General features: G+C 34.5%; 8 protein-coding genes. 7 read left to right on the top strand and 1 reads right to left on the bottom strand.

The annotated features are described in order from the left end of the window. Positions 1 to 109: 109 nt before the first annotated feature. The 7 genes from AC5LWL_RS13620 (at position 110) to AC5LWL_RS13590 (ending at position 11,527) form a co-directional block, all read left to right on the top strand. The gene (locus AC5LWL_RS13620) at positions 110 to 1,255 is read left to right on the top strand and encodes an exonuclease SbcCD subunit D (RefSeq protein ID WP_493434805.1); all 1,146 of its coding nucleotides are present in this window, start codon (positions 110 to 112) and stop codon (positions 1,253 to 1,255) included. Next, on the top strand, positions 1,252 to 4,389 hold the full coding sequence (locus tag AC5LWL_RS13615; RefSeq protein ID WP_493434804.1) for an SbcC/MukB-like Walker B domain-containing protein: 3,138 nt from the start codon (positions 1,252 to 1,254) through the stop codon (positions 4,387 to 4,389). The genes AC5LWL_RS13620 and AC5LWL_RS13615 overlap by 4 nt, the downstream gene beginning before the upstream one ends. A gap of 231 nt (positions 4,390 to 4,620) precedes the next feature. Further along, on the top strand, positions 4,621 to 5,895 hold the full coding sequence (locus AC5LWL_RS13610; protein ID WP_493434803.1) for a cation:dicarboxylate symporter family transporter: 1,275 nt from the start codon (positions 4,621 to 4,623) through the stop codon (positions 5,893 to 5,895). 816 nt (positions 5,896 to 6,711) lie between these two features. Next, complete coding sequence (locus AC5LWL_RS13605) at positions 6,712 to 7,824, top strand: IS110 family RNA-guided transposase (protein ID WP_493432749.1); 1,113 nt, start codon at positions 6,712 to 6,714, stop codon at positions 7,822 to 7,824. An 896-nt stretch (positions 7,825 to 8,720) separates the two neighbouring features. After that, a complete protein-coding gene (locus AC5LWL_RS13600; protein WP_493434802.1) occupies positions 8,721 to 10,028 on the top strand; it encodes a sensor histidine kinase in 1,308 nt (435 codons plus the stop codon). 2 nt (positions 10,029 to 10,030) lie between these two features. Then, a complete protein-coding gene (locus AC5LWL_RS13595; protein ID WP_493434801.1) occupies positions 10,031 to 10,978 on the top strand; it encodes a response regulator in 948 nt (315 codons plus the stop codon). Between the two features lie 3 nt (positions 10,979 to 10,981). After that, positions 10,982 to 11,527, top strand: coding sequence for a M15 family metallopeptidase (locus tag AC5LWL_RS13590; RefSeq protein WP_493434800.1), 546 nt, complete (start codon positions 10,982 to 10,984; stop codon positions 11,525 to 11,527). 184 nt (positions 11,528 to 11,711) lie between these two features. Here the strand turns inward: AC5LWL_RS13590 and AC5LWL_RS13585 are convergent, their stop codons facing one another. Then, positions 11,712 to 12,782 carry a M42 family metallopeptidase gene (locus tag AC5LWL_RS13585; protein ID WP_493434799.1) on the bottom strand — a complete coding sequence of 357 codons (1,071 nt, stop codon included), beginning with the start codon at positions 12,780 to 12,782 and terminating at the stop codon, positions 11,712 to 11,714. Between the last annotated feature and the right edge of the window lie 140 nt (positions 12,783 to 12,922).

Below are 12,922 nucleotides of genomic sequence, written 5' to 3'. Positions count from 1 at the left end.
GTGATCTTTGTGGTTTACCCAATATTTCCTTCTTCATATGGATCATTAGTTTGCTATAATAATACCATACATATAATTAATTATTATTAAAATAGATAGGGTGACAATTGTGAAGTTTATTCATACTGCTGATTGGCATTTAGGGAAGCTTGTACACGGTCTTTATATGACAGAGGAGCAAAGATATATTTTAAATCAATTTATTGATTTAATAAAAGAAGAACAACCAGATGCTGTTGTTATTGCTGGAGATCTTTATGATCGCTCTATTCCCCCGACGGAAGCAGTAAATTTATTAGATGAAATATTATATACGATTAATGTAGAACTTGATACACCAATTATTGCTATTTCTGGAAACCACGACAGTGCGGAAAGATTATCTTTTGGGAGTTCCTGGTATCAGAGAAATAAATTCTATTTAAATGGAAAAATCGAAAATAGTTTTACACCAGTACATGTAAATGGTGTGAATTTTTATTTGGTGCCGTATTGCGAACCAGTTATTGTAAGACAATTTTTTAATGATGATGCTATTGTCAATCATCATCATGCGATGGAAGCCATTGTTAAAAAAATAGAAGAGCAGTTAAATCCTCAAGAACCTAATATATTAGTAGGTCATAGTTTTGTACTTGGTGGAAAAACAACGGATTCAGAGCGAGTTCTTTCGGTTGGAGGAAGTGGATGTGTTGGTGCAGAATTATTTTCTTCCTTTACTTACACTGCATTAGGCCATTTGCATAGTCCCGATGCTTTGGTACATGATTCTGTCAAATATGCTGGTTCTTTAATGAAATATTCCTTTTCCGAAGCAAAGCAAAAAAAATCTGTTTCTATAATTGAGATACTGCAAGACGGAAAATGGACTGAACGGTTTCATTCATTTACTCCAAAAAGAGACATGAGAGAGTTGGAAGGATATATGGAGGAGTTATTGCAGCCTGCTTTCTATAAAAATCAAAAACTAGATGACTATCTAAAAATAACACTTTTGGATGAAGGGGCTATTTTAGACCCTATAAATAAATTACGACAAGTTTATCCAAACGTACTTCATCTAGAAAGGAAAATTGAAAATATTGATTTAAAGAAAAAAACATCATTTAAGGTTAATAAAGAAAAACGAAAAACAGAGTTAGATTTATTTACTTCTTTTTATGAAGAAATGACTACTTCTTCCTTTTCACTAGAAAAACGTGAATTAATGGGAAAAATAATAGATGACTGCATAAAGGAGGAGTCAGTTAAATGAGACCGTTAAAATTAACGATGCAAGGTTTTGGTCCTTATGCAGGAAAAGAAATGATTGATTTTACTATATTAGGAAATCGGACGATGTTTGTTATATCAGGAAAAACAGGTTCAGGCAAAACAACTATTTTTGACGGGATAAGTTATGCTATTTATGGAAAAGCGAGTGGGGAAGATCGCAATGGCCCTGAATTAAGAAGTCAATTCGCTTCCAATTCGCTTCTTACGGAAGTGCAGCTTGAGTTCAAATTAAGAAACCAACGATACTTAATTATTCGTTCTCCTCAACAAGAAAAAAAGAAAGAAAGAGGAGATGGTTTTACAACGATCGGCGCAAAAGCGGAGTTATTTGCTTTTGATGAAAATGGGGAAAAGAAAGTGATTGCTTCTTCCATTCGAGATGTAGATGAAAAAATTAAAGAGATCATGCAGATTGACAGTAATCAATTTAGACAAATATTAATGATTCCACAGGGAGAGTTTCGGAAATTATTAACTTCAGACAGTAAGGAAAAAGAGAGCATCCTACAGAGGCTTTTTCATACAGAGATGTACAAGCGGATTGAAGAGAAATTAAAAGTACATGCTTCAGGACTGAAAAAGTCAGTAGAACAACAATTATATATGCGTCATACGGCGTTGCAGAATATAAAAAGTGTATATATAGAAGAATTACAATCTTATATGGAAGAAAAAAGTGATAATGATGTTGTCATCTTGCCATTATTAGAAAAAGAAATAGCGGAAATGGAAAAAGAACTCGGAAATCTAAAACGAACAATGGATGAAAAAAGCAAAAATAGAGATAAAGTAAGACAGCAGCTATTCGAATCAGAAGCGATTTTAAAACAAATGCAGCTTCGCGATTCATTAGGTGCTAAAAAACAAGCATTATCTGCTAAGCAGGAATATTATAAACAACAAGAACAGGCTGTTCAACTTGCACAAAAAGCCGTATTGCTGACACAACAGGAGGAAATATGCCATCATTTAAAAAAACAGATAGATAATGGCGAGAAAGAAAAAACGGCTTTAAACGAATGGAAGAAGAAGGAATCAGCAAGATGGAAAGAAGCAGAAGAATGTTTTAAAAAAGAAGAAAATAAAGAAGCAGAAAGAAAAAAAATATCAGAACATCTCTCATTTTTAAAAAGTATAGAAAAAGATGTAAAGCTTTTTTCTAAAAAAGAAAGAATTGCTGCAGAAACACAACGATCATTAACTTGTGCTGAAGCGCAAAAAAAGGGGTTATTTTCTAAAAAAGGTGAAACGGAAGAAATATTGCAAAAACGAAAAGCAGAAAAACAACAACTAGAGACAGCCAAGATAACCTATTTAGAAAACAAAGAAAAATTAATCACTTTACAATATATGGTAGAAAAAACAACGAAATACAAAGAAGAAAATAAAAAAATAGTGCAATTGAATACTCAAATAGCGGACAGACTTAAAAGAAAGACAAACATAATAGAACGTTATAAAGATGCAGTAAAACTGATAGAAAAAATGGAAAGTGATTGGTTATCATCACAATCATATATACTCGCTGAAACGCTCCGGCAAGGGGAGGCGTGTCCCGTTTGCGGCAGCACGGAGCATCCACATCTGGCTAATAATAAAGCGGTGCATAGTATGAATGAAGAAGATGTAAAAAGTGCCAGGGAAGATTTAGTGAAAATAGAAAAGGAAAAGATAGAAGAAGAATCGATTTTGATGCAATTGCAAACAAAACAAAGTTTTTTACAAGATAATCAAAATGCATTGCTTGTGGAAATAAAAAAATTTGTTCCTGATTATACAGCAGAAAATGCGGAAGAAATGAATAGAATAAAATTAATGGAAGTGGAAGAATTAAAAAAGCATCAAGTTTATTTAGTAGAAGCAGAAAAACAACGAACAAAAACGAATGAGGAAATTGTTATAATAGAACAGCAGCTACAAGATTTACAAGTAAAAGGGGAATCTATTTCAGCGGATATTCAATCTATGTCGATACAATTAGCCGAGCAAACAACCACGTTAAACAGTATAAAGACTCTAATCCCTGAAGAATTAAGGGATGAAGCGTTGTATAAACAGGCATGTGAAACTGCTAGTTTCCAGTTGCAAAAATTAGAAGAAGCTTATAACAGAGCACAGACTAATTTACAAGAATCAAAAGATTCTTTACATACAGTTACTATAAAAAAAGAAGACATCGAAAAAAGAATAACAGAATTAAATGAAACGATGAAAGAGGAACGGACGATTTTTCTTGAAAATATGAAAGAACAAGGCTTTTCGAACTATTCTTCTTATATGCAAGCCAAGCAAACAGAAGATGAAATGAAAGAAAGACAGTTAAACATTCAGAAATACCGAGAAGAATACCGTTCAGTTCAGGATCGTTATCAAGATTTGGTAGATAGTTTACAAGACATTCAGGAACCTGATATTTCCTTGCTTAAAGCAAACTTAGCAGAAATAGAGTTGGAAATTGAGCATATCCAGCAGAAACAAACCAATTTAATCGTAAAAAAGCGGGATAATGAAGAAGCATACAACAAAGTCTTAGCAATCAATATGGAAATAAAACAGTTAGAAGAAGAATATAAATTATTAGGTCATTTGTATGATATATCTAGAGGTCAAAATACATATCGGATTACATTTGAAAGATATGTTCTCGCCGCTTTTTTAGATGAAATTTTAGAAGAAGCAAATAAACGCTTAATAAAAATGACTAGTGGACGCTATCAATTATTAAGAAAGTCGGATCGCTCTAAAGGAAATGTTCAAAGTGGACTAGAGCTATTAGTATTTGATCAATATACTGGACAAGAAAGACATGTTAAAACATTATCTGGAGGCGAAAGTTTTAAAGCTGCATTATCATTAGCACTTGGTCTAGCCGATGTTGTTCAACAATATGCTGGAGGAGTATCGCTTGAAACGATGTTTATAGATGAGGGATTTGGAACATTGGATCCAGAGTCTTTAGATCAAGCAATCGAAACATTGATGGAAATTCAAAGTTCTGGAAGATTAGTAGGAATAATATCGCATGTACCTGAAATTAAAGAAAGAATGGAAATTCGATTAGAGGTAATTGCTGGTCAAACAGGAAGTACGACAGAATTTCACTCTCTTCATTAGTAGGATTGCAATAAATTTTGCGCCATATTAACAACTAAATAAGGTGGTTTAATTTTTTAGGCATACTGAATTAAGTATGCTTTTTTTGCATGAGTCATTCGTGCTCATATAAGAGAATTCGATGAAAAAATAAGTTCTTGTCGTCTTTTGTCGTTTTTAGTAGGGGTTGATATATAGTACACCTAAGTGTATTTACTGAAGCACAGGTATTTTATAAAAGGAGGAAAATGAATGAAAAAATATGGATTAGCAATTCAAATTTTAATAGCACTTGTTTTAGGAATAGCCGTTGGAGCAATATTTCATGGAAATGATGTACTAATTAGTATTTTAACACCGATAGGGGATATTTTCCTACATCTAATAAAAATGATTGTTGTGCCAATTGTAGTTGCAGCTCTCGTTGTTTCCATTGCTGGAGTCGGAGATATAAAGAAGCTAGGTAAACTTGGTGGGAAAACAATTCTTTATTTTGAAGTGATCACGACGATTGCCATTCTATTCGGATTGCTCGTAGCGAATATCTTCCAACCAGGAGTTGGTGTAAACCAAGAAGGACTAACACAGACAGATATTTCTCAATATGAAAAATCCTCTGAAGCAACAAAAGATAGTCAAGGGATAGGATCAATACTTGTCCATATGGTACCAACAAATGTGATTGGCAGTATGGCAAATGGTGATTTATTACCAATTATTTTCTTCTGTGTTTTATTTGGATTAGGGGTAGCTGCAATTGGAGAAAAAGGAAAACCAGTGTTAGCTGTATCCGAAGGTATTCTAGAGAGTATGTTCTGGGTAACGAACTTGGTTATGAAATTTGCTCCATTTGGAGTATTTGCAATGATTGGAATCACCGTATCAAAATTCGGATTAGAAACATTGTACCCACTAGCAAAGCTTGTCCTATTAGTTTATGCAACTATGGTGGTTTTTGTGGTTGTTGTTTTAGGAATTGTTGCAAAATTTGCGAAAGTTAATATTTTCACCCTTCTTAAAATATTAAAAGATGAATTAATTTTAGCTTACAGTACAGCTAGTTCAGAAGCAGTTCTGCCAAGATTAATGGATAAAATGGAAAAATTCGGTTGTCCAAAATCTATTACATCATTTGTTATTCCGACAGGGTATACATTTAACCTTGATGGTTCAACGATTTATCAAAGTATTGCGTGTTTATTCATTGCTCAAATGGCAGGGATAGACCTTTCTATCGCTCAACAGTTTACATTAGTAGTTGTGTTGATGTTAACTTCAAAAGGAATCGCAGGGATACCTGGTGCATCTTTTGTTGTTATCGTCTCAACATTAAGTTCGATGAATATTCCGGTAGCAGGAATTGCTGTAATTTTAGGAGTAGATCGTATTATGGATATGTTGCGCACAGTTGTTAATGTAGTCGGGAATGCACTTGCGACGATTGTAATGAGTAAATGGGAAGGCGAGTTTGATGAACAAAAATCAAATGAGTATATTTCTAGCGTAAAACAATCAGATGCTGCGTAAAATGGATAATTCCAAATAGTTCTTTCGTATTCTATACAAGAAGCTGGGACATAAGTATCCCAGCCGAAGATAAACCCGAATAATGATACGAAAATGTAAAAAATATTTCGTATCATTGTTTGGGTTTTTTATTTATGAAAAAAAGAAGGTTGGTGGGAATCACCCGCAGCCTGCATACACTTCGCTTTCCGTGGGGCTAGGCTTGAGCCTCCTCGGTGTTGCCTTGCTGGGTCTTTAGCCTTCCCACATTTCCCGCAGGAGTCTTCGCACTCTCCGTTACAAGCAACCTGTTTTAGAATAAGTTCTTGTCTTCGAATTTCATTGCAAGGTATTATTGTTAAACAATGGAGCGATGATTTTTTTAGAAGATAAGAAAGGATAAAATTTTTGAACTTAGATGAGTGTCTAGCTCCAGTGCCTAGCCCCGGTGAGTATTGCCCCATGCCTCTAAAAGTAAAAAGCACTTTTTGAGTCATGTGAACATTTTTCTTCGGGACTAAACAAGGCGCTTGTACTTTTCTTATTCAACGTTGTTCTCCCAAAATGTGCACTTTTAGTCTATTTTTATAAGATGGATGTTTTCACTAGTTCAACGATAGCAACTAACGAATCAAAACGGCTTGATTGGAGTGTAAGGTGCGAGACTCCTGTGGGATTAGCGGGTTAGATGAGACCTAAGCAGGCGAAGCGCCGAGTTATAATGAACGAAACTAGCCCCATACTCGTAATTTCGTAGGTTAATTTGGCAATAATGTTTATGAACTAAAAACAAAAAAACCAAATCAGTGCTACATTACGGAAGGAGCTAGTTCTATTATGAAGGATACCACAAAATTTGTAGGTTTAGACGTATCAAAAGAAAAAATTGCCGTTGCTATTGCAGAAGAAGGTAGAGAAGAACCAAGATATTATGGAATGATTGTTCATACACCTGAAGCGATTAAAAAGTTAATGAAAAAACTAGGAGAGCCAAGTACTTTAAGAGTTTGTTATGAAGCGGGTCCAACGGGATATCCATTATATCGATTACTAACTGCTTTAGGTATTCATTGTGAAGTGATTGCTCCATCTTTAATACCACAAAGACCGGGAGAACGTATTAAAACAGACCGTAGAGACTCTATTCGTCTTGCCCAGTTATATCGTGCAGGAGAATTAACTTCTGTTTATGTTCCGACTCCAGAAGATGAAGCACTTCGAGATCTAGTGCGAGCACGAGAAGATGCGAAAGAAGACGAGCTGAGAACCAAGCATCGTTTAAGTAAGTTTTTATTACGGAATAATATTTATCCACCTGTTGGAGTGAATAAATGGACAAGAAAATATCGAGATTGGCTAGATACGTTAAAGTTTTCCAATTCCAATTTACAATTAGTTTTTCAAGAATATTATCATCAATTAAAGGAGTTGGAACAGCGGGTAAAAAGATTCGAAGAGGAAATGCAAATACAGGCATTGGAAGGAGTTCATGCCCCTATTATTCAAACTTTACAAGGACTAAGAGGCGTTGCACTGGTTACAGCGACAAGTCTTGCGGCGGAAATTGGATCGTTTAAACGTTTCCCAAATCCTAAGCAAATGATGGCTTATGTAGGATTGATTCCAAGTGAATTCTCAAGTGGAGAAAGACGTCGACAAGGAGCTATTACCAAATCAGGAAATCGTCACGTTCGCCGATTGTTAATCGAGTCGGCTTGGAGTTATCTTCGTCAGCCGGCCGTAAAAGGAAATTTAAAAAAACGACTAGAACCTTTATCACCGTCTATTCAAGCAATATCCTGGAAAGCGCAAAATCGTCTGCATAAAAAATATTATCGATTAGTATCTAGAGGAAAAGAAAGTAATAAAGCAATTGTTGCCGTTGCTAGAGAATTAGCTGGCTTTATCTGGGCTATTACGCAAGAAGTAGAAGAAATTCCAAAACATTAATGTTACCAAACGAAAGAAAGTAGAGGAAGAGAAAGAAAAATAGATACATGAGAATAGGGCTCGAAGGCAAAGAGAAATACCGGAAAGGATAACCCACGTGCCTCCTCTGTGCTATATCATTCGTTGATTAACGCACGTCCCGAGTTAGTGGAAAGACCTTTATACGGAAAGATAAAATGTGAAAACCCACGAATATCAGAATGCTAACCGCAGGATGAAATTTTTGCCTTCGTGCCGTGTCCTTACTATCTATTCTAATCAATCAGAAAGGAGGAAGTATAAGTATATCACGATTTCTTCTTTAGCTTAAAAAAGTATCTCCTATCTTAGAATGGCAGTCAAGGAAAGCACTTGACAGCCATTCTAAGATAGGAAGTTCGGTTGGTAAGCTAAAAAAGGAAACTTGTAGCCACTAAGGCTCATCGATACACGAACAGTCAAGAAGCCTAAAATCGCTTCTCTTCTTAAAGTTACCCAAAAATAACCTATCTAGTAGTGGAGAGTGGGAGACTTGACAGTTTCGTTCATATCAGGAGGCTCATCGCACGCCCCACGGAAAGCGAGCATCCTGAAACGAGAATCTTGCCCCTATTTATAAGGAATAATGTTTGCAAGATTAATCAATCCCCCTTTTCTTATTGCTCTAAACCAAATTATAGCAATACATGAAGAAGAATTTATAACTGCGAAGTTTGAGTTAACTAGATGAAAAACATAAATAACCAGTATAGGGAAGTAACCATTTACGTGCTAAATTAGAGAATGTCCGTCTTTACCTATTATCTATTTAGTTATGTCTCAGCCTCACTTTATTTGAAAAATAAGAAGAAATTGAAATACTGGACAACTAAAGATATACTTATTTGCAATACGAATGATTGCAGTGGAGGAGAAAAATGAAAATACATCAATTGCTTAAATCTAATTCTTCCATTTTATTTATGATGATTTTTATGGTACCTATAGCGGGAGAATTTAAGTTTTTTCCTTTGAATGATCAGTTTAGAGTAAGCTTTGCACCGACAGTTTTCTTTTTTCTGCTTCTGTTTTTGCCGCAAAAAAAAATTATATCGGCAGGTATTATAACAGGAGTGGCTGTTGGTATTTTCCGTATGATCGTCGATTTTTTGTTAGTAGATTCTTATACGTTTGAACACTCTTTATATATGCGATTGCCTGCTTGTTTTTACTACATAAGCTATGCCTTCTTTTTTGCTGTGTTAAGAGTGAAAAAAATTCAAAATCAAGTTTGGAAGATCGGTATTTTTGGTATTGCCCTAGAATGGATTTCGCAAATTATTGAATTGACCATTCAATCTTCTATTTTAGGTGGAATGGTAGACATACATAGTATGAATGATATTTTGCAGATAGGAACGATTGCCATTTTCAGAAGTTTTTTTGTTGTTTCTTTCTATAGTATGATTGTAATTTATGAGGCTAAAATAAGAGAAGAGGAGATAACAAGTAAAAATGAACACTTATTATTGCTGTTATCAAGCCTTTATGAAGAAAATATTCATGTGAAAAAAACATTAAAAAATGTAGAAATAATAACAAAAGAGTCTTATGAATTGTACCGTTCTTTAAAAAATAATAGTTTAACAAGAGCAGAAACACAGCAATTAAGTCAACAAGCCTTAAAAATTGCTGGTAATATACATGATATTAAGAAAGATAATCAACGAATATATGCTGGAATATCAAAATTAATTGCAACTGAGAATTTTTCAGAATACATGCAGCTAAATGAATTGCTGCAAATAATCGTGAAAAGTAATGACAAGTATGCTCAGTCGATAGGAAAAAAAATTCATTTTTCAACTGAATTAGATGTTTCTCAGGATCAATTTGAAGTATATTTATTATTGTCTATCATTAATAATCTTGTCTCTAATAGTATTGAAGCAATTAAGAAAACAGGCTCTATTGCTATTTATGCATATGAAAAGGAAGACAGATTATTTATTGAAGTTTCTGATACTGGCATAGGCATCGAAAAAAAATATGATAAGCTAATATATAAACCTGGTTTTTCCCTTAAATTTGACGGTGTAGGGATGTCGTCTACTGGAATAGGTCTTTCATACAGTAAAGAAATTATTACTAATTATGGAGGAAATATTACACATGTGGCTATTCCCGGAACGGGAACTAAATTTATGGTAGAATTACCAAAGGCAAGATTAATAAAGGAGAACTAATTATGCGATTTTTTTTAGTTGATGATGACGAAGTAATTCGCTCATTGCTAACACATATTATTGAAGATGAAGATATTGGCGAGGTTGTAGGTGAAGCAGATAACGGAGAAACGGTAACAAGTCAATTATTAAATTTTAAAAAAGTAGATATCGTAATTGTCGATTTATTGATGCCGGTCCGAGATGGCATTGAAACAATTCGCTCATGGAACGAAGAATATAAAGGAAAAACGATTATGCTTTCACAAGTTGAATCAAAGGAACTGATCGGTGAAGCCTATTCACTTGGAATTGAATATTACGTAACAAAACCAATTAACAGCAATGAGTTTTTATCTGTTACAAAAAAGGTCATTCAAAAAATTCTTTTAGAGAAGACCGTAGGGGACATTAGACGTACATTGAATGGAGTATTGGAAATTACAAATAATGATCATAAAAAAAAGCCTTTTATTAAAGATTATACCCTAATTGAAGCAGGAGAATTTCTTTTATCTGAGTTAGGAATAATCGGGGAGAATGGCAGCAAAGATTTACTAGAAATTATTCAATTTTTATATCAGCATGAAGTAAACGATACATTTGAAATGAATTTTCCTTCTTTGAAAGAATTATTTGAAGGAATCGCAAGACAGCGTGTTGGTGATAATGCTCCGACCCTTGATGTGTTGAGAGAAACAAAAGCAAGTGAACAACGTGTTAGAAGAGCAATCAATCAATCGATCACTCACTTGGCAAGTATTGGCTTAACTGATTTTTCCAACCCTAAATTTGAAAATTATGCATTAAAGTTTTTTGATTTTTCGATTGTAAGAAGCAAGATGACGGAGTTGAAAAGTGAAAAAGCAGCTCATTCGAAACAAGTGAAAATTCATACGAAGAAATTTATTCAAGTATTATACTTCGAAGCGAAAAAACTTGTTCAAACAAATAGACATGAAAATGGGTAGAGCATGAAGAAAAAAAGGATGGGATGCTTTTTTTTCTTTCTGCTTATCTTGATTATCAGTTTTGCTTCTCTCTATCAATGGAAAGCTAGGTACGAGAAAAACCTCGAAAAGACACCTCTGCCGACAAAATTAAACGAAACTGTTGCACAAAATCGAGATATTTTAGTTGATAAAGCAGCAGATAAAGGTATTCTGATTGTGATTACAGCGGATTTTCGAAGCTTCTCTGAACAAAATAAATTATATGCTAAAGGAAGAACGGAAGAAGGAACCATTGTCACCAATGCACAAGGGGGAGAATCCTATCATAATTATGGATTAGCGATTGATTTTGCCCTATTAGATGTAAATGGCCAAGTTATTTGGGATATGAAATATGATGGGAATGGAAACGGAAAAAGTGATTGGATGGAAGTAGTAGGCATTGCAAAGTCCTTAGGATTTGAATGGGGAGGAGATTGGAAAAGTTTTAAAGATTATCCTCATTTACAAATGAACTTCGGACTTTCTATTGGAGACCTTCAAAAAGGGAAAAGGACAGATCCTTAAAGTCGTTATTCGACTGAAGGAGCTGTCCTTTTGTCGTATCAAAATTTATTTATTCAAATTAGAGACATGCCAAGCTTTTGACAGACAGGATGTTGGGTCAATCAATGTCTGCTAACGTAGTTGCTGCGAATTTCGTCGTTTTTTGCTGTGCAATTAGCCGGTTATGCTCGTGATTTTCTTGTCATTACATAGTAGATAACAAATAATAATAAATCAGTTGACTTGTTGCTTCCACTGAAGAGAAATGCGTACGTTCATATGCATGAGAAGAATCGATGCCAGGACCAATTAATCCATGTACGATATCATGTCCTGAACGAATGGCTGCAGATGCATCTGAACCATAATATGGATAAATGTCCAATTGGTAAGGTATTTGATGACTCACCGCTAGTTGTGCGAGTTTTTTCCTTAGAGCATAATGATAAGGACCGCTCGCATCTTTTACACAAATGGAAACGGAATATTCATCCGTTGACTGACCATCACCCATCGCCCCCATATCCACCGCTAAGTATTCAACTGTTTCTGCTGGAATATTCGAGTTTCCTCCATACCCAATTTCTTCATTATTAGAGATTAAGAAATTAGTTGTGTATGGAAGTGTAATATTTGCTGTTTTGAATTGTTTAAGAAGTAATAACAGAATAGCGACACTTGCTTTATCATCAAGATGTCTTGATTTTATAAAACCGGACGGAGTTATTTCAACCCTGGGATAGAAAGAGACAAAGTCACCGACTGAAATACCTAAATTTTCGACATCTTTTTTTGTTTGAACTTTTTCATCTATTCGAACTTCCATATTGGTTTGACTGCGTTCTTGCTTGGCAGCATCTTTATATACATGAACAGATGCTTGATGCAGTAATATAGTGCCGCTATACGTTTTGCCGCTTACTGTTTCAATTAAACAGTTTTCACCCTCAATACTGTTATAAGTAAAGCCTCCGATTAAATCGAGACGGAGTCTGCCATTTTCCTTTATTTCCTTCACCATTGCTCCAAGTGTATCAACATGTGCTGTTAGCATTCTTTGTTTAAGATGGGACTCGCCTTCTAGTGTTGCAATTATTCCACCTTTATTATTTCTTTTGGTTTCGATTTGCAGGTCTCGAAGATATGACTCGATAAAATCAATGATTTTCCCTGTGTTTCCAGAAGGGCTGCTTGTAGTTAATAGTTTTTCTAATAATGTTATGTATTCTTTTTGCTCCAATTGCACCAATGAAAATTCCTCCTTTATTGATTCCATTTTATTATACTTGAAAAAGATATTGCGAGCAGTAAATGTGGATCAAATAGTGGAGAGTACCTGAAAGCGAAGTGGAAATTTAAAAAAATAACATAATTAACTTTACTGAATATTATTATTAATTAATACGAAAAGGTTTT

The sequence above is a fragment of the Niallia sp. WK069_GA_01 genome, from assembly GCF_983173855.1.
The sequence above is the reverse complement of the archived record's forward strand: the minus strand, read 5'-3'. Positions and strand labels throughout refer to the sequence as shown.

Bases quoted from the DNA above. Each gene is read 5' to 3' on its own strand.
- AC5LWL_RS13615 (WP_493434804.1), top strand. From the start codon at position 1,252: ATGAGACCGTTAAAATTAACGATGCAAGGTTTTGGTCCTTATGCAGGA.
- AC5LWL_RS13610 (WP_493434803.1), top strand. From the start codon at position 4,621: ATGAAAAAATATGGATTAGCAATTCAAATTTTAATAGCACTTGTTTTA.
- AC5LWL_RS13605 (WP_493432749.1), top strand. From the start codon at position 6,712: ATGAAGGATACCACAAAATTTGTAGGTTTAGACGTATCAAAAGAAAAA.
- AC5LWL_RS13600 (WP_493434802.1), top strand. From the start codon at position 8,721: ATGAAAATACATCAATTGCTTAAATCTAATTCTTCCATTTTATTTATG.
- AC5LWL_RS13595 (WP_493434801.1), top strand. From the start codon at position 10,031: ATGCGATTTTTTTTAGTTGATGATGACGAAGTAATTCGCTCATTGCTA.
- AC5LWL_RS13590 (WP_493434800.1), top strand. From the start codon at position 10,982: ATGAAGAAAAAAAGGATGGGATGCTTTTTTTTCTTTCTGCTTATCTTG.
- AC5LWL_RS13585 (WP_493434799.1), bottom strand. From the start codon at position 12,782: ATGGAATCAATAAAGGAGGAATTTTCATTGGTGCAATTGGAGCAAAAA.